The sequence below is a fragment of the Pseudocitrobacter faecalis genome, from assembly GCF_965231525.1.
GTDB lineage: Bacteria > Pseudomonadota > Gammaproteobacteria > Enterobacterales > Enterobacteriaceae > Pseudocitrobacter > Pseudocitrobacter faecalis.
Window position 1 is genome coordinate 4,053,721 of record NZ_CBDDNJ010000002.1, and the last position, 23,865, is coordinate 4,077,585.

Here is a 23,865-nt window from a genome sequence, read left to right on the forward strand (position 1 = left end):
TTCGAGCGGCAAAGTCGAATATTTTGAATTACATAGCTTCTGAACGCATTACATTTGTCTCACGACATTACCTCTGGTGGGCCAACTCACCAGCAAGGGAACAGAACATAATGAAAGGACATCATCATGCATAAATCGATTCGCGTATTAACCACTCTTTCTCTACCACTGCTTTTCGCGCAGAACGTTAGCGCAGCGACACTTGAACAGGCGGTGAAAGACAGTTTACTGTGGCATCCGCAGGTCAGTGCTTCAGTCAACAGTCGTTATTCCGCGGATCAAGATTTACGCGCAGCGAAAGGGGGATATCTGCCCACCCTTGACCTCACCGCAGGAACAGGATGGGAACAAACAGATAACGCCACTACGCGCGCAGCAAACGATCATCGCCGCGATCTACACCGGAGTGAATCCAGCATAAATCTGAGCCAGAATCTCTTTAATGGGTTTGCCACCACCAGCGAAGTTGCCAGGCAACAGGCAACCGTAAATTCCCGGGCGCACGCGGTGATGAACACCAGCGAGGTGACTGCCCTAAACGCTATCCAGACATATCTGGATGTATTAATGCGACAAAAGATGGTGCAACTGGCCGAAGAAAATCTTAAAAATCATGAACGTGTTTTTGACCAGATTCGCCTTCGTACTGAACAAGGCGTGGGCCGAACGGCAGACTTCGAGCAGGCCCAGGCTCGTCTCGCTCAAGCACAGAATAATTTGCTCACTGAACAGACCAACCTGCAGGATGCGCAAGCCAATTACTATAGCGTTGTGGGCAAAGAGGCAACGGATCTGTCACTCCCGGTTATGACTCAGATCCCCGCCTCACAGGTCGAAGCGCGTAAACTGATGCTCGAGAACAGCCCCCTTCTGAAGCAGGCTGATTCCGATGTTGAAGCCACTCGCCAACAGTATGAAGCGGCGAAATCCCGCTTCTATCCCAGTGTGGACGTTGATGTTGGCCGTCGTATGGATAATAACGTCGACGGTACGCGCGGCCACGATCAGGAATGGCAGGCGATGGTCAGGATGCGTTATAACTTATTCAATGGCGGCAGCGACAAGGCACAACTCTCTTCCTACGCTTACAAAATGCAGGAAGCCCAGGATGTCAAACGCAACGCGCTTCGTCAGTTAGATGAGGAGTTACGCCTCTCATGGAACGCATGGGAAAATGCGAAGAAACAGGTACCTATCGCAAAAGATTACGCTGAACGCAGCGCCATCGTACGCACAGCCTACCAGGAACAATTTAGTATTGGCGAACGCAGCCTGCTGGATATGCTGGACAGTGAAAACGAAGTTTTCACAGCTCAGCGCCGCTACGTCGAAATGCAATTCGTTGAGATGTTCACAACGTACCGTATCAACGCACGAATTGGCGATCTGCTGAAACAGCTCAAGATTCAGGCCCCTTCTGCGGCCCAGCCAGAAGAAGAGCAGCAAACGGCTCATGTCAATCTGCCTGAACTGAAATAAGTGATATTAGGCTCACGGGCTAATTCATCTGTTCCAGATGGACTGGCCCCTATTTTCTTTGCGCCTTAGCGAATTTTCGCTGGAATTTGAGGGTCTGAATATGGCCGCATCTCCTGATTCATTTGATCCTGTGATCACCACTGCTGAGGATTCTCTCAGAGACGACCCGCGTCAAAGTCATGACGATCCTTTGCTCGATTCGCTGATAATCGTTTGTAAACTGCACAACATCATTACCAGCCGTAACGTCTTAACGGCGGGCCTTCCCTTGCAGGCAAACTTACTCACGCAAAGTGTTTTTCCGCGTGCTGCACAACGCGCAGGGCTTAAAGCCCGTGTACTGCATCGCCCGCTGGATAAGATCTCGGCCATGTCTCTCCCCGCCATACTGCTGCTGAAAAATGAGCAGGCGGCAGTCTTGATTGGCTGGGATGAACAACATCGGGCCCGGCTGCTTCCGACGGAAACGGAAGGCGGTGAAGTGGTGCTCGACATGGAAAAACTGGCTGAAACCTACAGTGGGAAAGTGATTTTTCTTCAGCCGGAGCATGAGTTTGACAGCCAGCCAACAGCGGATATCCCGAAAACCAAAAACTGGTTTAAAGACACGCTAAAACTGTCGAAATTCCTCTACCTTGATTCCATCGTCGCCAGTTTTATCATCAATATCATCGCGATTGCGACCCCGCTCTTTGTGATGAACGTCTACGATCGCGTCGTCCCAAATCAGGCGACGGCCACGCTTTGGGTACTGGCCATTGGCATCTCCATCGCGTTTATTTTTGATCTGATTCTCAAGATATTGCGGGGAATCTGCCTCGATCTGGCGGGTAAGAAGACCGATCTGATTGTTTCCGCAGCGCTCTTTGAGCGTTTGTTGGGGATGAAAATGAAGCAACGCCCCGCAAGAGTAGGGGGATTTACGCAGAACTTTCAGGAATATCAATCCGTGAGGGATTTCCTGTCTTCGTTAACGCTTACCGCTCTCATTGACCTGCCTTTTACCTTACTGATATTGCTGGTCATTGCGATTATCGGCGGCCCGCTGGCCGTCGTTCCTCTTCTTTGTTACCCCATCGCATTACTGGTTAACTGGATGATTCAGAAGCCCTTGTTGGCTGAGGTACATAAAACTTATCGCCTCTCAACCGAACGGCAAGCCATGCTGGTTGAAACCGTCACCGGGCTCGATGCAATCAAAGTCAACAATGCCCAAAGCGAACGCCAGTACCAGTGGGAACAAATCATCAGCCAGCTCAGTAAGCTGGAGCTTCGCGTAAAATCGCTGTCCTATATAGCGGTCAATTTCACCACCTGGATCCAGCAGTTTGGAGGCGTCGTCCTGATTGTGGCCGGCGTATATAGCATCATTGCTGGCAACCTGAGTATGGGGGGCTTAATCGCCTGTTACCTGTTAAATCGCCGGGCAATGATGCCTATCGGCCAGCTTTGTGGCTTGATCACCCGCTATCAACGCGCCCGGATGACCAAAGCCACCATCGATCGAATGATGGATCTGGAACAAGAAGTTGAAAGTGATGAAGTACCGTTGAAGCGCGAAACGCTCTCTGGCGCGATAGAATTTCGTGATGTGGTTTTCCGTTATCCGCAAAACCAATATGTTTCGCTAAATGGCATCTCGCTACAAATTACGCCCGGGGAAAAAGTGGGGATTATCGGGCGTAGCGGTTCAGGTAAAAGCTCGCTGGCCAAACTATTGGTTGGTTTTTATCAGCCTGAAGGTGGGACAATCCTTATTGATGGTATTGATTCACGCCAGCTCGACATTAACGATGTTCGCCACAATATTGGTTATGCGCCGCAGGATATTCACCTGTTCAGCGGCACACTGCGTGATAACCTGCTAAGTGGCGCGGGATATGTTGATGAAGAGACGATGCTTCGTGCTGCCACTCTGGCTGGCGTGCATGAGTTTGCTCGTCGCCACCCCTCTGGCTACAACATGCAGGTGGGCGAACGAGGAATGAATTTATCTGGCGGGCAACGCCAGGCCGTCGCACTTGCCCGGGCCTTACTGCTTGACCCGCCCATCCTGTTAATGGATGAACCCACCAGCTCAATGGACAACACCAGCGAAGATTTGATCAAAAAAGCGCTTGCGCCCATCGTCAGCAACAAAACGTTGCTGCTGGTTACTCACCGGGCATCGCTCCTGTCGCTGGTAGATCGTTTGATTATTCTCGATAACGGCAAAATCATTGCCGACGGCCCTAAAGAAAGCGTCATGAATGCACTAAGGAAGGGGCAAATCCATGCGAACCGCTAACCTATTGAAGAGTCTAACAAAATGGCTTTTTGGCGATAAAAGTGCAAGCACACTCACTGCAAATGAAGTCAATAAAGCGCTGCTCGATGACTCCCCGCGCGTGGTGCGCATCACCCTGTGGGCGATTCTGGCATTCTTTGCGGTCATGCTGACCTGGGCTGCGCTGGCCGATATCGATGAAGTCACGCGTGGCGATGGCCGCGCCATTCCGTCTTCGCGTCTGCAAAAAGTGCAGAACCTGGAAGGCGGTATTGTCTCGGAAGTGTTTGTGCATGAAGGCGAAATCGTGAAGGCAGGCGCACCACTGCTGCGTCTGGACGATACGCGTTTTCGCTCAAACGCCGGGGAGTCTGAAGCTGACCGTCTGGCGCTGGAAGCGCGCATTCAGCGTCTTACCGCACAACTTGCCGATAAAGAAACGCTGGAACTGTCGCCGGAAATCACACAGAAATCGCCGGATATCGCCAATGGTGAAATGCAACTTTTCACCAGCGTCAGACAGCGGATCCATAGCGAAATTAGCGGGCTGAATGAACAACTGGTGCAGAAGAAACAGGAACTCCTGGACTATCAGGCGAAAGCCAGCCAGACCCGCCGTAGTCTTGGCCTGCTGCAACAGGAAATCAGTATGTCGGAGCCGTTGGTTGCCAGAGGGGCGATTTCGAAGGTGGAAATCCTGCGCCTGCGACGCTCGGAAGTCGACACGCGCGGCCAACTGGAATCACTCACCCTGGCTATCCCTCGCGCGGAAGCCGCCATTAAGGAAATCGAAAACAAGATTGGCGAAACGCGCGATCGTTATCGCAGCGAAGCGCTCTCCCAGCTTAACGAAGCGCGCACCGATCTCAGCAAAACGCAGGCTTCCGGTAAGGCGATTGAAGACAGGGTTAACCGTACGCTGGTGACCTCACCCGTTCGCGGTGTCGTGCAGCAGTTGATGGTCAACACCATCGGCGGGGTTATCCAGCCGGGTAGCGACCTGGTGGAAATCGTCCCGCTGGATGACACTCTGCTGATTGAAACTAAAATTCGCCCACAAGATATTGCGTTCCTGCACCCCGGCCAGGAAGCGATGGTGAAATTCACCGCCTATGACTACACCATCTATGGCGGCCTGAAAGCCACGCTTGAACAGATAAGCCCGGATACGGTGGCCGATAAAGACGGGAAAAGTTTCTACATTGTGCGCCTGCGCACCAAGAAGAATCACCTCGGTAGCGATGAAAAACCACTGGTAATCATCCCCGGAATGGTCGCCTCGGTGGACATCATAACGGGCCGAAAAACCATTCTGGCTTACCTGTTAAAACCGATTCTGCGTGCCCGGGCGGAAGCCTTCCGCGAGCGGTAATCGTGTAAACCGTAATGCCGGATGCGGCGTACTGCCTTATCCGGCCTACGTGATCTTGTCGGCCTGATAAGCGCAGCGCCATCAGGCGCAATTCAGCGCAATTGCCCACCTAAATCCTTCTCATACAGCCGATAACGTTTATAAGGCGCAGCACCAATTTTCTCAAGGATCGTCCGCATTCCCGTATTGGTTTCCAGAATCCAGGACATCTCCAGCGCATCGATGCGCCGCTTCGCAAACGGCTCGCGCAGCGCTTCAATCAACAACAGCGCAATCACCGGGCCAATCCGGCTAAACTGATGCTCTTTGCAAATGCCCATCAGCGGCACGCGCACCGTGCGTACACCGCTCACTTTTAAGCGCCACAGCAGCTTCGCCCAACCGAACGGCAACAAACTACCGTTTAAATCGGTAATCGCTTCATTAATATTGGGCATGCCCACGATAAAGCCGCAGGGCGTCGACTCAATCTCCGCAATGTAGATCATGTCATCAGGCACCAGAAACTTCAGTTGATCGCCCATCGTGGCGAATTCACGCTCGGTGAAGGGGACAAACCCCCAGTTATGTTGCCAGCCGGAGTTAAATACCTCGCGCAATATTTGCATCTCTTCGGCAAAGCGTTTGCGATTAATGCGGCGAATCGTCACCTTTTTGCGTACCTGATCCATCAGACGCGTAAGCGAGGGCGAAAACATTAAATCAGTACGTTTCATCCAATAGGCCAATAAATCAATGCCTTTGGTATATCCCTGTTGCTCTACACGCGAGCCATACCAGGGTTTACCGTGCGGCATCATCACCAAAGGCGGCGTATCAAATCCGTCAATCAGTAAGCCGCTCTCCTGATTGATGTTCAGGCTAAAAGGGCCGGTAATTTTTCGCGCCCCTTCCGCGCGTAACCATGCCTCCGCGGCCAAAAATAACGCGCTGAAAACGTCCGCATCATCAATTGCATCAATCATCCCGATATGTCCGCTGTCATCGCCGTAGCGCTCGCGGTGCAGCGTGTCGATTTGCGCGGTGATTCGCCCCACCAGCGCGCCATTTTTTCGTGCAACCCACGCCTGCCAGCGGATATGCTCCGTGCCCGGGTTCTTCTCAGAAAGGTGCTCTTTACGTTCAATCATCAGAGGCGGAATCCAGGCGGGATCGTCGCCATAAAGTGAAGATGGAAAAGAGATAAAATCCTGGCGTTCGCGCTTACTCACCACTTTTTCAACGCTAATCATAAACAACCTGCATTATATATTTTAAAAAATAACAGCAATGAATAATTTAAAAAGAGCATCTCAGGTTACTAAACAGCCCGTATTTTAGATTTACAATAAATGCCAACAAAATCGCTTATCAATTGATAAAAATAATAAATAAACGCAACAAACCCTATGTAATGAATATATTATTCAAGCCACCAAAATAAAGACCACTCTAAACTTTACCTTTCATAACAATATAAACTATATTAGCCTCGCCGAATTATCCTGTAACTTTTTAATTAAATATTATTCATGGTGTATATGTCCGACAATAACCCAACACTGACTCTGCCGATGCGCTATGCGGACTTCCCCACTCTGGTGGAAGCGTTGGACTATGCAGCCCTGAGTTGCGCCGGTATGTATTTCTACGATCGGCGCCTCCAGCTTGAGAGCACACTGAAATACCACCAGCTGCAACAACGCGCGAGAGCTGGCGCACGGCGATTGCTGTCGCTGAACATTGGTAAGGGCGAGCGCGTCGCGCTTATTGCCGAAACCAGCGCCGGGTTCGTTGAAGCCTTTTTTGCTTGTCAGTACGCCGGTTTGGTTGCTGTTCCGCTCGCCATTCCAATGGGCGTAGGGCAACGTGACGCCTACACTACCAAACTTCAGGGTTTATTGGCCAGTTGTAAACCCGCCGCAATTATTAGCAGTGATGAATGGCTCTCACTTATTGATGTAGAAAATACAGATAACGCCACGCTTCATATTTTAAGCCATGCCGACTTTAATGCGCTGGCAGAAAAAGAGGGGGAACTCCCGCTGCCGTCTCCCGATGATATTGCTTACCTTCAATATACCTCTGGCAGCACCCGCTTCCCGCGCGGTGTTATTATTACGCACCGAGAGGTAATGGCGAATTTACGCGTCATTAGCCACGATGGGATAAAATTACGCGCAAGCGATCGTTGCGTTTCCTGGCTGCCTTTCTATCATGATATGGGGTTAGTCGGCTTTCTATTAACGCCGGTCGCGACGCAGCGCTCTGTCGATTATCTGCGCACGCAGGATTTTGCCATGCGCCCGCTCCAGTGGCTAAAGCTAATCAACCAAAACCGCTGCACGGTCTCGGTTGCGCCACCTTTCGGCTATGACCTGTGCCTGCGTCGCGTCAACGATCGCGATCTGGCCGAGCTCGATCTCTCCTGCTGGCGTGTGGCGGGCATTGGCGCAGAACCTATTCCTGCGCAGCAGTTAACCGAGTTCGGCGAACGCTTTCGTCAGGCGCAGTTTGACTCTTCCGCCTTTATGCCCTGCTATGGTCTGGCCGAAAATGCGCTGGCGGTGAGCTTCTCCGCTGAAGCCGCTGGGCTGCAAGTCAATGAAATCGACCGTGATATTCTTGAGCGCCAAGGCAAAGCCGTTGCGCCCACCGCCCAAACACGCGCCATTTCCACCTTCGCTAACTGCGGCAAGGCCCTTCCAGGGCATGCCATTGAAATCCGCAATGAACTGGGTATACCTCTGGCCGAGCGGGAAATCGGTCATATCTGTATTTCCGGGCCGAGCCTGATGAGCGGTTATTTCCAGGACATGGCCTCACAACAGGAAATTCAGTCAACCGGCTGGTTGGATACCGGCGATCTGGGTTATCTGCTGGATGGCGATCTTTACGTCACCGGGCGAATTAAAGATCTGATTATTATTCATGGTCGAAATATCTGGCCACAGGACATTGAATACGTCGCGGAAAAAGAGTTGGGCATTCATGCAGGCAACGCGATTGCGTTTGTCACCGCACAAGAGCGGATTGTCTTGCAGATTCAGTGCCGTATCAACTCAGAAGAGCAGCGCCAGCAAACGCTGCATGCGCTTATGGCACGCATTCAAAGTGAATTCGGCGTGATGGCGGATATCGAATTTGTTCCTCCGCACAGCATTCCGCGCACCTCGTCCGGTAAACCCGCGCGCGCTGAGGCTAAACGACGTTATCGAAGTCCGTTCGGCGAAACCATTGGCTCGCCGCAAACTCCGGTGGCAGGTTTAGTGCAATGACGCATACGGTCGCGGTAACGGGGGGAACGGGTTTTATTGGCAGGCATATTCTTGCCAGTCTGCTTTCCCGCGGTTTTACGGTTCGAGCCTTAACCCGCGTTCCGCGTAATGACTCAAGCCATCATCTCACCTGGATCCAGGGTTCACTGGAAGACAGGAACTCTCTCGCGGAACTGGTAAAAGGCGCGCGATACCTTGTTCATGGCGCAGGTCAGGTACGTGGGCATAATGAGGATGTTTTTACCCAGTGTAATGTGATGGGCAGTCTGCGTCTGCTGCAGGCCGCCAAAGAAGGCGGATACTGCGAGCGATTTCTGTTTATCTCTTCCCTGGCCGCGCGGCATCCTCAACTCTCCTGGTACGCCAATTCGAAATATATGGCAGAACAGAAATTAGCGGCAATGTCCTCCGGGATCTCACTGGGCGTTTTCCGCCCCACAGCCGTTTACGGCTCGGGTGACAAAGAACTCAAACCGCTCTTCAACTGGCTGTTACGCGGGGTTCTTCCCCAGCTCAGCGCGGCGGACACAAAGCTCTCTTTTATTCATGCGATCGACCTGGCACAGGCCGTTACGCAGTGGTTATCCAGTGAAACCCCGCAGGCACATACCTACGAATTAGGCGACGGCACCGGGAGTTATAGCTGGAAGGATCTTCAGAACATCGGCGCCACTGCGCGTCAGGGGCCAGTCAGATTAATACCTGTTCCCCGGTATCTGCTGCAAATGATGGCGGATATCAACACGCGGCTCAGCCTGCTGACAGGAAAAGAACCGATGCTCACCCGGTCAAAAATATGCGAACTCACACATCCGGACTGGTCGGTAAACATCAAAAAGGCCGTCGACGATTTTAACTGGTCTCCAGGGATTAGCCTGACGCATGCAATACACAACAGGCTATTTTGATTATCTACATAACAGGTGTGGCAACATTTCTATGGTAAATCGTGAAAGAGTGATGGATTACATTCTCTCCTGCTTGCGGGAGATGATCGAAAATGGACGGGAAATTAAGCCTGACAGTGATCTCGTCAACGATCTGGGCCTGGAGTCGATAAAGGTGATGGATTTATTGATGGAGTTAGAAGACGAATTCGATATTTCCATTCCTATCAATATCTTGCTGGATGTCAGAACCCCTGTGCAATTGCGTGATGCTTTAATTCCCCTGCTGGAGAACCGCAATGAGTCTTTATGATAAGTTTTCACGTCTCGCCAGCGAGCGCGAGCAGTTTTCCACCTCCGGCATAACCCCCTTTGGCACCTGCATTGACGAAGTGTATTCCGCCACACAGGGGCGCATTGGCACACAACGGGTCATTCTGGCGGGAACCAACAACTATCTCGGCTTGACCTTCAATGCCGACGCCATCGCCCTGGGCCAGGCGGCGTTAGCCGCGCAGGGTACCGGCACCACCGGGTCGCGCATGGCGAACGGCAGCTACGGCCCGCACCTTGCGTTAGAGCAGGAACTGGCGCAATTCTTCGATCGTCCCAGCGCAATTGTCTTTTCTACCGGCTATACGGCTAATCTCGGCGTCATTAGCGCACTGGCAGACCACAACGCAGTGGTGCTGCTGGACGCCGACAGTCATGCCAGCATTTACGATGCCTGTACTCTGGGCGGCGCAGAGATTATTCGCTTCCGCCACAATGACGCGAAAGATCTCGAACGCCGAATGGTGCGTTTGGGCGAGCGTGCGCGTGACGCCATAATCATCGTCGAAGGCATTTACAGCATGCTCGGCGATGTGGCGCCGCTGGCAGAGATTGTCGATATTAAGCGCCGTCTGGGCGGCTTTTTGATCGTGGATGAAGCGCACTCTTTTGGCGTGATGGGGCTACATGGGCGGGGGCTGGCTGAAGCGGTCGGCGTTGAGCAGGATGTTGATATCATCGTCGGCACCTTCAGTAAAAGTCTCGCATCTATCGGCGGCTTCGCCGTCGGTGGTAAAGAGATGGAAGTGCTGCGCTATGGCAGCCGCCCCTATATTTTCACCGCCTCGCCATCGCCTTCCAGCATCGCCTCCGTGCGATCCTCTCTGCACACCATTGCCACCCAGCCCGCGCTGCGGCAAAAATTGTGGGATAACGCGCATCGTCTGTATGAAGGGTTGGAAAAACTGGGCTATCAGCTCGGTTCGCATATCAGCCCGGTTGTGCCGGTGATTATCGGGTCGAAAGAGGAAGGTCTGAAGATCTGGCGTGAACTCATTACAGCCGGCGTTTATGTGAACCTGATTTTACCACCCGCTGCACCAGCAGGAATCACTTTGCTGCGCTGTAGCATAAACGCTGCGCACAGCGATGAAGAGATCGATGCCATTATTCAGGCCTTCTCCGCGCTGAAGTCCTGAAACAAGTTCAGCCATGCGCATATCACGACGCATGGCTGACTCACTCACCGCACCAGATCGTATCTCCGCACCAGGAGTATCGCCACAATCACGCAGGCCGTCGGCAACGCCAGCGCAGTTAACGGCGCATTGAGGGCGAACAATAATCCCAGATTAACCATAATTTGATAACTGATGTAGAGCAGCAGCCCCAGAATACCGCCCATGGCTAAGCGGCTGCCGAGCCCTGACGAGCGCGGCGTAACAAAGGCAAACGGAATCGCCAGTAAGATCATTGCCAACGTTAAAACTGGCCGCCCCAGCTTTTGCCAGAGCGCCAGTTGGTACTCCATGCTGGGCTGGTATGTCTGCTTGAGATAGGCAATGTAATGATTAAGCTGACGAATGGAAAAGGTATTTCCCGGCAACGAGAGCACGTCCAGACCCATATGGGTGAAAAAGGCGTTCCACGGTAAACTTGCTTTGCTTTCAATCGTTTCCCTGCCCTCATGCCACTGTTTTTTACGCACGTCCTGAAGCACCCACTTATCGCCTTTCACAATGGTCGCTTTCCGGGCATAGATGTAGAACGCAAGTGAGAGGTCGTCGCGATAGTGAAAAATCTCCACCCCCATAGGCTGCCCCTGCTCGTTCAGTGATTTCACGGTCATAAACGTATTATCGCGACGAGCCCACAACACATTCCCGGTCATATCGATACCGTTCCCGGCGGCCATCGACACATTTCTCATTTGCAGCGCCCGCTGCTGTAAAGGCGAGGCCACCCACTCATCAATCGCCCCCAGCGATACCGCCCATATCACGCCCGCGCACAGGGCCACCATTGCAATCCTGAAAACGGAAAAACCGCTACTGCGAATGGCCGTCAGCTCACTGCTTTTCGACAGCAGCCCCAACCCGACAATTCCGCCGAGCAGCGCGATGAAGGGCCCAAGATCGATAAGGCAGCGCGGGAGCGTCATCAACACCACCAGCATCGCCTGCGTCCAGTGATAGCCGCCAGGGCTGACATCATCCAGTTCGTTGATCAGATTAAAAGTACTGAACAACGGCAGCAGCAGTCCCGCCGCCGCCGCAAAACCGGTGAAGAGGTAACGCATCAGGTATCGGCTCAATAACGTCATCGGAAAAAAGTCTGTCGCCAGGAGAAGTCGCGCGCCATCAGCACTAGCATGCCGAAAAGCATAAGAACCGGCACCAGCCAAACGCCGGGCGTCAGGGGTATCGCGCCATTCGCCACCAGCGTTCGGCAAACATTGCCGCCGTAAAAAATCGCGACGAACATCAGTGTCAGCGGGATTAACGTGGCAAAGCGCCCTTGCCGGGGTTTTACGCGGCTTAATGGAATAGCCAACATCGCCATCAACAGTGCGGTGATGCCGCGGCTTTTTCGCCACTGTAGCTCCGCATGGTCAGCCGGATCGCTGGAAACCGACAGCGTCTCAGCCGGTTTGGCTTTACGTTTAATTTCCACCCGCTGCGTCAGCGGATTGAGGTGCAATTCAAGATTACGGTAAATTTGCTCGTTATCGTCGCTGCCCTCCTGGTCGAGCGTATAGGCCGTTCCGGCGTGTAGCATCACCGTTGGCGTCAGAGGGGAAGGGTCGATCACATCAATAGATTGCGCGCGGAACAGACTGGTTTTTCCGGCTGCCGAGGTGTAAATCAGCGCTTCATTCAAATGATTCGACTTAGGATGAATCATCTCGGCCATGATCATCCGGCCGTTATCATTGACGTTGAATTTTTTCGCCTGCAAATGGCGAACGTCCAGCTCCGACTGCGATTCCTGTTCTAACAGATAGATTTGCGCATACGCCCACGGTCTACCGTACACAGAGAGCAACATCACCAGAATACTCAACGGGATAGCCAAAAACACAACCGCTTTATACAGACGCAGTGGGCTGGCGCCAGCGGCAGACATGGCGGTGATTTCCGAATCGGTATACAACTGACCCAGCGTCACGCCCACCGACACATACAGCGCGACGGGCAGCAGCATCTCAAGTGCAATCAGTACCTTATAGAACACCACGCTCAACACCACTTCCAGCGCCAGCGTGCCGTTAGCGGCTTCGGTGAGATAACGTTGTGCGCAGTAGCAGGTAAAAATGAAGATCAAAAAACCGACCATAATCAGCATCAGGCGACAGGTTCCCCCTATGATGTAGCGCTCAATCAGTTTCATGTTTAGCCGCAGACCTTTCTTTTTCAGAAATGAGCACCCATAGCAGCTTAATCACCTCGCTGACCTCTTTTCCCGTCAGGCCGCCGTCTTTGGCCCACACGATTTGCCCCTGATGGTTGAGGACAAAAATGGTGGAACTCTCTTGCGGAAGCTGCCAGCTATTGCGCCCCACGCCGCCGCCGTCGATGACAAACTGCGCCCAGGCATATCGGCGCTTATTTTTCTCAATCTTCTCACGCACGAAATAGCCGGTGCCGAAGATGACATCATCGGTATTCACAATGGTGGTAGGCTGAAACACATCGCCAGGAAAGTGCGCTTTCTCGACGGCTTTAATCAGCAGTGAATTCTTCTTTTTCGCCGATTTCCGCCCTGCGATGTACTGCACTATGCGCACTTTCCCCACCAGTTGCGCGCTGTTCCAGGGGTCATAACCAATGCTATCGTCGTCATTTAGCTGCAGCTCGCCGCCGTCACTAATGGCGATTGGCGAAACGGCCTTACCCACGACAAAATTGTGCGCCGCCGCCAGGCCGGGAAGACTCAATAGTGTTATCAACAGCATAATGGCGCATGTGCCTCTCCATCGATTATCCATCATCGTATTGAGCGTCCTTTTACAGCGGAAAGCGCGCCAGAAGCAGTTCTAAGCGCTGGCGGATGTCCTCGTCCAGCGCCACGGGCGTCTCATAGGCCAGACGATTTTCCATGTCGTCGGCCACCATCTCATCATGCTTATCGCCCATCAGCCCGTTGATGGCGGCCAAAAAGCGGGAAACCTGACATGCTTCGCGGTTATCCGGGTCAATCGACCGCAGAGTGTCGTAAAACGAAACCTGCTGGCTGATGATTTTTCGCACGTCATGGAATTCGCGCCCAGTGAGCTTTGGTCGAGCGATGATTGTCTTTAGCGTCTGCATTTGCGATCGGCGACAGGCGACAAAATTGTCAACGCTCGCCAGCGTGCTATGGCGCAAGCGGTAGCGCACCAGCCCCCATACCGGCGAGCTCAAATACACCCGTAGCAGCCTGCCGTAAAAGCCAATGACATCCTTCTTTTGATTACGAAATCCATCCTGAAAGCGCCCAAGATAGACCGTCGTTTTGCCAAACAGGAAACCGGCCTGGTGTTTTTGCAGATACAGCCTTTGGGCGAAACGCAGATGCTTATAGCGCGCACGCATATATTTGTACTGCAGGCGTTCTGCTGCAGAGAGTTCAACACCGCTTGCCTGTTTCAACGTCAGATCGAGCAAATCCTGGCGCGTTACCCCCTCTTCCCAGAATTGCAGACACAATGCATAGTTGTCCTGAATGATTTCCGGCGTGCAGTGTAAATCAATCACCGGCGGCAGGCTGACCTGCGCATCCACGTAATCGTCCTCTTCTACCGCCGTAAACAGGCGCCGGGTCACTTCAGGTGCAAAACGTTTATCCATCACTTTCCGCCCTCCGTCGATCCTTTAAAGACCAGTAAATGACGCTGAAAATAGGCCCGTAGCGTCGGCGCCAGCGAAAACAGGACGTCGAGACATTGACCAAAGAAATAAGCGAACGCCGCGCCCATCACGCCGAAAATATGCGATAGGGCGATCAGCAAAATCAGGTAACCTGCAGAGGCGAACGTTTGGGCGACGAGAAAAGCACGCTGTTTACCCGCCATGAGCAGCAGCGACTCCTGCGGGAAGCCCACCATCGAAATCACTATGGCCGCCAGCATGACCTGAATTAAGTCGTACGCTTCAAGGTATTTCACACCGAACACCAGCGAGATAAGCGGTTTGCCGACCACAATCACCAGCAGCGCGACCAAAATGCCAATCCCGCCGGCCAGCAGCGCAGAACGAATGCCCAGCATCCACGGACGCTTTGTGCGTGGGTCAAGGCGCATCACTTCCGGATAAAAACTTTTGCTCAGCAAGCTGGCAGGCGTACCCGCCGCATCAAAGAAAGTCATGGCAATTTTAAACAACCCCGCCGCCGCTGGCCCCAGCACTACGCCTACCAGCACGGTGCTGCATGAGTTGCGGGCCGCCCAGATGGAGTGCGCGATGTTGGTTGACCAAACGAACCCCCAGGCGCCAGGTATCCGTCGCGCGGATTCAAACAACCGGGGACGCAGTGCACCATGAATATGGCGGCGCCGCAGTTCGCGGGCGGCAAACCACCAGTACATTGTGCCGCCGACCAGATTCGAGGCGTACCAGGTAATCACAAATCCGGCGAAACCAAAATCACCGTAATACGCAATTACGCTACCCAACGCGCGCAGAAAAGGCTTTGTCGCCTGCTGAATAGCAATCAGATCAAATCGGTCGACCGCTCGCAAAATGCCGGTCGGCGTGGATGACGCCATCGAGGGAATCAACGTGCAATAAAGCATGGCTAACCAGAAGCTTTGCGCATCCAGCCCCATGGAATGAGAGAGAAATGGCAGCAGCGCCATGCCACCAACAATAGCAACAGCCCCGCTGGCGATATCCAGACCGAAGGAAAACGACACCACATCACGAAACTGCTGCGGGTTATTATTTTCCAGTGCGGGCGTGCCGTACTGAACCACCAATTGCCAGGTCTGAAACTTGATGAAATCGCTGATGGATTTGGCGTAAGACTGCACAACCACCAGCACGCCAAACATCGCCGGCGTCATGCCCTTACCGGCACAAGAGAGTGCCAGCAACCCCAGCAGAGCGCTCACCACATTACTGGAGCCTAAATACGCACTATTGCGAATAATGGTGCGGAACGCGCCATCAGAAAACCAATTTTTCATTGTAATAATAACAGTCCGTCAGGCTCTAATATTCAACAAAGAATTAAATACTTTGCATTCATAATTTAATTAAATGCTTTATTAGCAGCCGTTCATATTAATTCGCCACACGCTGGCGTTTTGAAATCGCAGCCACCTCAGAGGCTGCCGACAATGCTTTTTTCAGCACCTCGGCATAAGGTGCGCGCGCATCCAGCTCTATAATGCGTGAACCGTTGTAGTGAATTCTCGACATCACGTCGATTTTATCCCGCAGCTCTTCATAATCATGATCGGGCTTTCGCGAAAACGCTGTCTCGACATCAATCATCAGTCGAATAATTAAATCTGGTTGATAGCGCGCCATGTTCTGATATAGCAACGTCTCGCGCGCTGCCAGTCGCTGCTTTATTTTCCCCGTCGCGCGCTCAATGCCGATACCCGGCCCATCGTAATAAAAGCCGGAGATTTCTGCCTGGGGGAAGCGGTCGCTCACCACCAGCACGCCACGTTGCGTCAGTTGCTGAACCCTGCGTAACTTCACTCGCCGACGAAGCGAAAAGGCGAACATAATCAACGCGGCCCAAAGCGCTGGCGATCGGTTTTTCATGCTCTGCGTCTTCGACGACTTCGCGGCCAGTCGCCGCTCAAGCCAAACACCAATCAGCGGTAACTTTTTGATTTTGTCGCCATCTTCTCCTGAAAGCAGCCCCAGATACCGACGCTCAGTAACCCACTGCATTTGTAGCTGTTTCACCAGATCCGTGGTCAGGGTTGATTTACCGGTGCCATCGCAGCCCACCACCGCAATCAGACCAGAAATAGATTCGGTCTGAGGCACTGTGGCCGGGGTGAGGTTGGTTGTTTCCATGGTGTTCACTCTTGAATTCGTCACAATCAGATTGCGGCAATCAGGAAAGCGCGGATTGAATCGAACGTAATGATTCAGCGAGGACGGCATCCGCTGGCTGGCGTCCATCCAGCTCAAGAATGGGCGCATTGTTAAAATTGAGTGTAGGGATCACGGTAGTTTTCTCATGCAGCGCCGCCAGTGAATGATCGGGCTTGCGGCTGAAGGCCGTTTGCTCATCAATCGCGAGGCGAATCAATAACACAGGGATATAAGAAGCCATCCAGCGATATAATTTCAGTTCTTTTTTTCTGAGCAGACACACCCAGCCGTTACCGCCTTGCGTCTTTGCCAGTTGCGGGCCATCAAAACGAAAACCGGGCACTTCCACCTGCGGGTAGCGGTCGGTTATCAATACATAACCTTGCTGGCTTTTGCGCAGCATTTTGCGAAACTTCCAGCCCCGCCAGCAGGAGAGTAAAAAGATAACCAGCGCGCTAACGTTGCCCGGCGGTAAGGAAGGATAGTCATGAACCCTGGCGGCTTTGGCACGTAAATACCGGCCAAACGGCGCACCGATAATCGGCAGCTGCGTAATCCATTCGCCAATACGCCCGGAGGATTGCCCAAGATAAAGTAATTGCGTAGGCAGGTTTACGGCAAGCTTTTCAACCAGCGCCGAAGCCAGTGTTGATTTACCGGAACCATCACAACCGACAATGGCAATCACTCTGACAAAAGGTGGATTAACCTTTTGAATATTATATTGGCTCATGGAAAATCCATTATTAAAGAAATGATTGTATATTACTGGCATTGTGCTCAGAATATCTTTTCGGCATTGTCGTGACAATAATTAAATGTCAGCATGCGATAAACTATCGTCACGCTTAAATACATTTATCAAAACAATATTTAATATGAATATATTAAATAAGGAATTTATTTATGCAGTCAATAACACCGCCGGTTATTGCCGTTATTGGCAGTGACGGCTCCGGTAAATCCACTGTCTGTGAACGTCTGATTACCACCTTAAAAAAATATGGCCCTGCAGAACAGGTTCATCTGGGAAAACAGGCTGGCAACGTTGGTCGTGCCGTGACCAAACTCCCCTTAATGGGTAAATCACTGCATAAAACCATAGAACGCAACCAGGTGAAAACGGCGAAAAAATTACCCGGCCCGCTTCCCGCGCTGGTAATTACCGCTTTTGTTGTACGCCGCCTGCTCCGTTTTCGCCATATGCTGGCATGCCATAAAAAAGGATTAATCGTGTTAACCGATCGCTACCCTCAGGCGCAGATCCCCGGCGCTTACGACGGTACCGTTTTTCCGCCCAATGTGACCGGTAGCCGTTTTGTTTCATGGCTGGCTGAATGTGAACGCAAGGCCTTCCACTGGATGGCCAGCCATAAACCGGATTTAGTCATTAAACTGAACGTTGATCTTGAGGTAGCCTGTGCGCGGAAACCCGATCATAAGCGAGAATCGCTGGCACGGAAGATAGCGATTACCCCGCAGCTCACATTTAACGGCGCCGAACGGGTTGATATCGATGCGAATAAACCACTGGATGAGGTGCTGAACGACGCGGAAAACGCGGTGATGCGCTTTATGGAGCGCCGGGGGTATACGCCGTTGTCACAGGGCTGATTACCCTGTTAAGCCCGGTATATCACCGGGCTTAAGGGGTGTCACTCAGATAAGCTGCAGCGCAATCCAGTACAGCGCCCCGGATAAAAAGATGGCGGCTGGCAGCGTGAAGATCCACGCCATCAAAATACTGGTCACCGTTTTACGCTGTAAGCCGCCACCATCCACCAGCATGGTGCCTGCGACAGCGGAAGAGAGCACATGGGTGGTGGAAACGGGCATCCCGATGTAGCTCGCCAGACCGATAGACATGGCCGCTGTAATTTGGGCGGACATCCCCTGGGCGTAGGTCATCCCTTTCTTGCCAATTTTCTCACCAATGGTCATCGCCACACGTTGCCAACCAATCATCGTGCCGATACCCAGCGCCAGCGCTACGGCCATGATTATCCAGACAGGCGCATACTCAATCGTGCTCAGAATGTCGCTTCGCAGTTTTTTCAACATCTGCTGATCGTTAGGATTCACACCTTCTGACTTCGCCGCTTTTTCTGCGGTATCGGAGATGCAGAGCATAATGCGGCGTAACTGACTACGCTGACTCGCATCTAACGCGCTGTAGTGAGTTATATTACCTGCGAGCAAGGTTTTCACACGATCGAAAGTCTCCATCGTATTCGCCGGATGGCAGTGAAACGCGCCAGATTGCCTATCAGCTGTCTGTGCAGTCGCCACCGGTTGCTCCGTTGTGGTGATGGCTTTCAACAGCGCCGGACGTTGCTCAAGGAACACCTCAAAGTTGTTGATGGCATCGCGGGTACGGGCAATTTCGTATCCTGATGCGTTCATGTTGACCACAAAACCGGCAGGCGCGATCCCGACGAGCACCAGCATCACCAGACCAATTCCTTTTTGACCATCGTTCGCACCGTGGGAAAACGCCACGCCCGCCGCCGAAACGATCAACGAGGTTCGTGTCCAGAACGGGGGTTTTCTCAGGCCACCTTTCTTTTTACGTTCTTCGGGCGAACGGTGGATACGGGCGCGTTTTTTGGTGCCGCTCCAGAAACGGCGCAGTAAAAAAATCAGCCCGCCCGCCAGCACCAGGCCCACAATCGGCGACACAATTAAAGAGGTGAAGATTTTCGTCACTTCGCGCAGATTTAATGCGTCAACCACAGAGTTGCCATTCATTATCGCGTTGGTAAGTCCAATGCCGATAATCGCGCCAATCAAAGTATGCGAGCTGGACGCCGGCAAGCCGAAAAACCAGGTTCCCAGGTTCCAGATAATTGCCGCCAGCAGCATCGAAAAGACCATTGCCAGCCCATGCGAAGACCCCATATTCAGCAGCAAATCCGTCGGTAGCATATGCACAATGGCGTAGGCCACGCTAAGGCCGCCCAACAGTACACCAAAAAAGTTGAACGCTGCGGCCATAACCACCGCCAGCCGTGGGTTCATGGCGCGCGTGTAGATAACCGTCGCCACCGCGTTTGCCGTATCGTGGAAGCCATTAATCGCTTCATAGAACAGGACGAATGCCAGAGCAAGCAATAATAAAAGCCCGGTGTATATATCCAAGCCCATAAATAAATTTAGCATATATATAATTGCGCCATATTAAAATAATGAACCGGCGCATTATCGGGGAGTTTAGCTATTCGGGCAAAGTGAATTGTATTTTTTTAGTCCCTGAACAATAAATATAACCTTATCCACTTAAAATAATTTTCATATCCAATAAATCACCCGAAATATATCTAAAACATGAATGCTTCGCTAGAAAAAGAAAAAGGTCAAATAGCAATTTTTGTTGAATGTTTCCAAAAAAAAACCGGGTAAGACTTGCGTCTACCCGGCTCGATTGTCAACTCACGATTACTCGTTAATTTTTGGATGCTGCTGCACCAACCGCGTACGTTGCTCCTGAAGCGTCGCGATTTCGGCATCGATATCTTCGATTTTATGCTCGATGTTATCGTGATGCTCCTGCAGAATTTCTCGCGCTTCTTCGATATCCGATGCGGCAGGCGTCGCACCTTTCAGCGGACGGTTGGCCGTTTCTTTCATGGTAAGGCCAGTAATCAGGCCGATCACCGCAATCACCATCAGATAGTAAGCCGGCATCATCAGGTTCTGCGAGGTTTCCACCAACCAGGCCGCCAGCGTCGGCGTCAGACCGGCAATCAGTACGGAGATGTTAAACGCCGCAGCCAGCGCACTGTAGCGAATATGCGTTGGGAACATCGCCGGCAGCGTCGATGCCATCACGCCGGTAAAGCAGTTCAGGATCACCGCCAGTAACAGCAGGCCGGCGAAAATCAAGCCAATCACGTTGCTGTTAATCAGAATAAAGGCCGGTATCGCAAACACCAGCAGCGCCACGCTACCAATAATGACGAACGGACGACGACCAAAACGGTCACTCAACAGGCCCATCACCGGCTGCACAAACAGCATACCAATCATGATGGCGATAATAATCAGCACGCCATGATCTTCCGAATAGTGCAGGTTATGCGACAGGTAGCTCGGCATATAGGTCAACAGCATGTAATAGGTGACGTTGGTTGCGATAACCAAACCAATACACGCCAGCAGGCTACGCCAGTGTTTCGTGGCAATTTCTTTAAAGGAAACTTTTGGCCCGTCCTGTAAACCCTGACGGTCACCCTGCTCAAGTTTATCAACGTGCTGCTGGAACGCTGGCGTCTCTTCCAGCGCATGGCGCAGATAGAGGCCAATAATCCCTAACGGCAGCGCGATAAAGAACGGAATACGCCAGCCCCATTCAAGGAAGTTTTCCTCACCGACCACGGTGGAAATCAGCACGACCACGCCCGCACCCAGTACGAAGCCTGCGATAGAACCGAAATCTAGCCAACTGCCCATAAAGCCGCGTTTACGGTCAGGTGAATACTCCGCAACGAAGATGGATGCCCCGGTATATTCGCCACCCACCGAGAAGCCCTGCGCCATTTTACACAGTAACAGCAGGATAGGAGCCCAAATACCGATAGAGGCATACGAGGGTATCAAACCAATACAGAACGTACTGATCGACATAATAACGATGGTGATCGCCAGAATTTTCTGACGTCCATATTTATCGCCGAGCATTCCGAAGAACAATCCACCCAGCGGGCGAATTAAAAACGGTACGGAGAACGTCGCCAGCGCGGCAATCATCTGCACGCTGGGGTCGGCGCCCGGGAAGAAGACTTTACCTAAGGCGTAGGCCACAAAGCCATACACACCAAAGTCGAACCATTCCATAGCATTACCAAGCGAGGCCGCGGTGATGGCTTTACGGAGCTTGGCATCATCGATAATCGTGACATCACGTAGCGTGATCGGCTTAACTTTTTTCCTTCGAAGCATGGGTATTCCTCGTTTACTGTCGCCGTTAACGCACACCCTGTGGAGTCGAACAGCGCACTGTTCGCATGGTGTACGGAGGAGTCGGGAAAATGCAGACTCCTGTTAATCAAGCGTAGCAGGTTTGCTTGTACTGCTAGCGCGCCCCTTGCGCGGGAGCGCATTTGGGGATGACAGCGTCGCTTTACACGTCATGACGTGGCGATCGCTCCCGGTGCAATCAAACCTGTTGACGCCTGTACAGGCAAAATACAGGTGGTTAAAAAATCCCCGGAATGTTGGTTCCGGTCTGGACTCAGGCCTTTTACCCTACCAGCGTTTAAATTTGTGATCAACTTCGCAAATAAATGCACGCTGTTGTTAAGTTGAGTCGAAATTCGTAAATAAGTTCAATCTTAATGGTTTTTTGCGTCAACGCGCTGACGCAGTGTGTTACCAAAAACACACTCAAAAATGTCAAATAACCCGAGAAACAATTACCCGCTTTATTATTTTCGCAAGATAAATCTCATCATATAAATTCACAAAGTTTTCACAGCAAAATTTGCGCACTCCGCAGTAGGTTAGATTTCGTCAAAATATGTGATCGATATAACTAAAACACTGTTTTATTTTGATTGAATCATAATTCCACCAAATGCATCATAGTTTCAGGAACAGCACCACGGGGCTTTTCAGGAAGAATGTCTTCCTCGTTGTACCCACCGCGTTCCGGCCGCATGGACAGAGATACCCGAAAGGACTGATTCGGGTAACTGGTTGAAATTATTATTCTTAACCTCTTCCGTCGTTGTTCAGATGAGAAGCGAGGATGCAATATGAAAATTAAAGCCACAATGGAAAGAATCCCTGGCGGGATGATGCTGATCCCTTTACTGCTGGGTGCCGTATTAAACACTTTTGCGCCTAACACCGGCGAATACTTTGGTTCATTCACAAAAGGCATGATTGGCGGCACGGTGCCGATTCTGGCTGTCTGGTTCTTCTGTATCGGCGCTTCAATCGATTTACGCGCAACCGGAACGGTTTTACGTAAATCCGGCACGCTGGTGCTGACCAAAATTGGCGTCGCCTGGATTGTAGCGCTGATTGCAGCCATGTTTATTCCGGAGAACGGTATCCAGACCGGCTTCTTCGCGGGGCTCTCCGTGCTGGCCATCGTTTCCGCCATGGATATGACCAACGGCGGCTTATATGCCAGCCTGATGAATCAATATGGTACGAAAGAAGAATCCGGCGCATTTGTGCTGATGTCTTTAGAATCTGGCCCGCTGATGACCATGGTTATTCTCGGTTCTGCCGGTCTGGCCTCTTTCGAGCCTCACCACTTCATCGGCGCGGTGCTGCCATTCCTGATTGGCTTTACGCTCGGTAACCTGGACCACGACCTGCGCGCCTTCTTCAGCAAAGCCACGCCGGTACTGATTCCGTTCTTCGGTTTCGCGCTGGGTAACACCATCAACCTGAACGTGATTATGGACACCGGCCTGCTGGGTATTGCGCTGGGTGTTGCTGTCATCATCATCACCGGTATCCCACTGATTATTGCTGACCGCGTAATTGGTGGCGGTAATGGTACCGCGGGCGTCGCGGCCTCCTCCGCAGCGGGAGCGGCAGTCGCTAACCCGGTGATTATCGCCCAGATTAACCCGTCGTTTGCCCCGGTTGCCGCCTCAGCCACCGCGCTGGTAGCAGCAAGCGTCATCGTCACCGCGATTCTGGTACCTATTATCACCGCGTTGTATGCCAAACGTTTCGGAAAAGTGCCCGCAACGGAGAGCCCTGCCACCGCCAGTGTCTCTCAGGCTGCTCACCACTAACATCCCCCGCCCCCTCTTCGGAGGGGGTTCTGTTCCCCCTTCAGGAATAACGCCGACAAAAGTGTGGTTTTGCGCTATCATTAGCGACTGTTTGCGGCATTATGCCGGTTTTTAGGGGCTTATTGCCCTTTCGCACTTTTGAGGAAATCCCCATGTCATTACCCCACTGCCCGAAATGCAATTCCGAATACACTTACGAAGATAACGGCATGTACATCTGCCCGGAATGCGCCCACGAATGGAACGACGCTGAACCCGCACAGGATAGCGATGAGCTGATTGTGAAAGATGCTAACGGCAACCTGCTGGCCGACGGCGACAGCGTCACCGTGGTGAAAGATCTGAAAGTCAAAGGCAGCTCTTCGATGCTGAAGATCGGCACCAAAGTGAAAAACATTCGCCTGGTGGAAGGTGACCACAACATCGATTGCAAAATCGACGGATTCGGCCCGATGAAGTTGAAATCTGAGTTCGTTAAAAAGAACTGATTTTATCTGTTGGCACGCAATCGGTAGGCCGGATAAGGCGCACGCGCCGCA

The 23,865-nt window shown here is 52.1% G+C and carries 20 protein-coding genes; 10 read left to right on the plus strand and 10 right to left on the minus strand.

The features are described from left to right. Window positions 1-126: 126 nt before the first annotated feature. The 3 genes from ACOXYR_RS19695 to ACOXYR_RS19705 all read left to right on the plus strand — a co-directional run bounded on the left by ACOXYR_RS19695 (window position 127) and on the right by ACOXYR_RS19705 (window position 5,117). Entirely contained in the window at window positions 127-1,479 is a 1,353-nt protein-coding gene (locus ACOXYR_RS19695; protein ID WP_108476089.1) for a TolC family outer membrane protein, read from the plus strand. 100 nt (window positions 1,480-1,579) lie between these two features. Further along, window positions 1,580-3,766: a type I secretion system permease/ATPase gene (locus ACOXYR_RS19700; RefSeq protein WP_421356649.1), complete on the plus strand. Its 2,187-nt coding sequence runs from the start codon at window positions 1,580-1,582 to the stop codon at window positions 3,764-3,766. After that, on the plus strand, window positions 3,753-5,117 hold the full coding sequence (locus ACOXYR_RS19705; protein ID WP_421356648.1) for an HlyD family type I secretion periplasmic adaptor subunit: 1,365 nt from the start codon (window positions 3,753-3,755) through the stop codon (window positions 5,115-5,117). Before ACOXYR_RS19700 ends, ACOXYR_RS19705 begins: the two co-directional genes overlap by 14 nt. A 92-nt stretch (window positions 5,118-5,209) precedes the next feature. Here ACOXYR_RS19705 and ACOXYR_RS19710 read toward each other — a convergent pair whose 3' ends face one another. Beyond that, window positions 5,210-6,349 (minus strand): N-acetyltransferase, encoded by a 1,140-nt coding sequence (locus ACOXYR_RS19710; protein WP_421356647.1) that lies wholly within the window; start codon window positions 6,347-6,349, stop codon window positions 5,210-5,212. A gap of 279 nt (window positions 6,350-6,628) precedes the next feature. Between ACOXYR_RS19710 and ACOXYR_RS19715 the strand changes: the two genes are divergently transcribed. From ACOXYR_RS19715 to spt, 4 genes are read left to right on the plus strand one after another with little or no spacing between them, the layout of a single operon-like run. After that, the gene (locus ACOXYR_RS19715) at window positions 6,629-8,374 is read left to right on the plus strand and encodes a fatty acyl-AMP ligase (protein ID WP_421356646.1); all 1,746 of its coding nucleotides are present in this window, start codon (window positions 6,629-6,631) and stop codon (window positions 8,372-8,374) included. After that, a complete protein-coding gene (locus tag ACOXYR_RS19720) occupies window positions 8,371-9,282 on the plus strand; it encodes an NAD-dependent epimerase/dehydratase family protein (RefSeq protein ID WP_421356645.1) in 912 nt (303 codons plus the stop codon). The genes ACOXYR_RS19715 and ACOXYR_RS19720 overlap by 4 nt, the downstream gene beginning before the upstream one ends. 31 nt (window positions 9,283-9,313) lie before the next feature. Beyond that, the gene (locus ACOXYR_RS19725) at window positions 9,314-9,574 is read left to right on the plus strand and encodes an acyl carrier protein (protein WP_108476084.1); all 261 of its coding nucleotides are present in this window, start codon (window positions 9,314-9,316) and stop codon (window positions 9,572-9,574) included. After that, entirely contained in the window at window positions 9,561-10,733 is a 1,173-nt protein-coding gene (gene spt, locus ACOXYR_RS19730; protein WP_407731936.1) for a serine palmitoyltransferase, read from the plus strand. Before ACOXYR_RS19725 ends, spt begins: the two co-directional genes overlap by 14 nt. A 44-nt stretch (window positions 10,734-10,777) precedes the next feature. On the opposite strand, the gene lptG is transcribed toward spt, so the two are convergent. From lptG to ACOXYR_RS19765, 7 genes are all read right to left on the minus strand, one after another. Further along, window positions 10,778-11,857 carry an LPS export ABC transporter permease LptG gene (gene lptG, locus ACOXYR_RS19735; RefSeq protein ID WP_407731935.1) on the minus strand — a complete coding sequence of 360 codons (1,080 nt, stop codon included), beginning with the start codon at window positions 11,855-11,857 and terminating at the stop codon, window positions 10,778-10,780. Beyond that, a complete protein-coding gene (gene lptF / locus ACOXYR_RS19740) occupies window positions 11,854-12,924 on the minus strand; it encodes an LPS export ABC transporter permease LptF (protein ID WP_421356644.1) in 1,071 nt (356 codons plus the stop codon). Before lptF ends, lptG begins: the two co-directional genes overlap by 4 nt. Next, window positions 12,911-13,522 (minus strand): YtfJ family protein, encoded by a 612-nt coding sequence (locus tag ACOXYR_RS19745; RefSeq protein WP_421356651.1) that lies wholly within the window; start codon window positions 13,520-13,522, stop codon window positions 12,911-12,913. Before ACOXYR_RS19745 ends, lptF begins: the two co-directional genes overlap by 14 nt. Window positions 13,523-13,541: 19 nt before the next feature. Continuing rightward, window positions 13,542-14,366, minus strand: a complete 825-nt coding sequence (locus ACOXYR_RS19750; protein WP_421356643.1) for a hypothetical protein — start codon at window positions 14,364-14,366, stop codon at window positions 13,542-13,544. Then, complete coding sequence (locus tag ACOXYR_RS19755) at window positions 14,363-15,700, minus strand: lipopolysaccharide biosynthesis protein (protein WP_421356642.1); 1,338 nt, start codon at window positions 15,698-15,700, stop codon at window positions 14,363-14,365. The genes ACOXYR_RS19750 and ACOXYR_RS19755 overlap by 4 nt, the downstream gene beginning before the upstream one ends. 97 nt (window positions 15,701-15,797) lie before the next feature. Then, the gene (locus ACOXYR_RS19760) at window positions 15,798-16,550 is read right to left on the minus strand and encodes a nucleoside/nucleotide kinase family protein (RefSeq protein WP_407731930.1); all 753 of its coding nucleotides are present in this window, start codon (window positions 16,548-16,550) and stop codon (window positions 15,798-15,800) included. A gap of 40 nt (window positions 16,551-16,590) precedes the next feature. Then, window positions 16,591-17,304 carry a nucleoside/nucleotide kinase family protein gene (locus ACOXYR_RS19765; protein ID WP_108476077.1) on the minus strand — a complete coding sequence of 238 codons (714 nt, stop codon included), beginning with the start codon at window positions 17,302-17,304 and terminating at the stop codon, window positions 16,591-16,593. A 173-nt stretch (window positions 17,305-17,477) separates the two neighbouring features. Here ACOXYR_RS19765 and ACOXYR_RS19770 point away from each other — a divergent pair, with 173 nt between their 5' ends. Next, window positions 17,478-18,185: a dTMP kinase gene (locus ACOXYR_RS19770; protein ID WP_415729289.1), complete on the plus strand. Its 708-nt coding sequence runs from the start codon at window positions 17,478-17,480 to the stop codon at window positions 18,183-18,185. Between the two features lie 45 nt (window positions 18,186-18,230). Here ACOXYR_RS19770 and pitA read toward each other — a convergent pair whose 3' ends face one another. Both pitA and proP read right to left on the minus strand, forming a co-directional pair. Beyond that, window positions 18,231-19,730: an inorganic phosphate transporter PitA gene (gene pitA, locus ACOXYR_RS19775; RefSeq protein WP_421356641.1), complete on the minus strand. Its 1,500-nt coding sequence runs from the start codon at window positions 19,728-19,730 to the stop codon at window positions 18,231-18,233. A gap of 276 nt (window positions 19,731-20,006) precedes the next feature. Then, window positions 20,007-21,509, minus strand: a complete 1,503-nt coding sequence (gene proP, locus ACOXYR_RS19780) for a glycine betaine/L-proline transporter ProP (protein WP_108476074.1) — start codon at window positions 21,507-21,509, stop codon at window positions 20,007-20,009. 815 nt (window positions 21,510-22,324) lie between these two features. On the opposite strand from proP, the gene kdgT reads away from it, so the two are divergent. Next, window positions 22,325-23,326: a 2-keto-3-deoxygluconate transporter gene (gene kdgT, locus ACOXYR_RS19785; protein ID WP_108476073.1), complete on the plus strand. Its 1,002-nt coding sequence runs from the start codon at window positions 22,325-22,327 to the stop codon at window positions 23,324-23,326. Window positions 23,327-23,478: 152 nt separating this feature from the next. Next, window positions 23,479-23,814, plus strand: coding sequence for a zinc ribbon domain-containing protein YjdM (locus ACOXYR_RS19790; RefSeq protein WP_015966275.1), 336 nt, complete (start codon window positions 23,479-23,481; stop codon window positions 23,812-23,814). Window positions 23,815-23,865 lie beyond the last annotated feature (51 nt).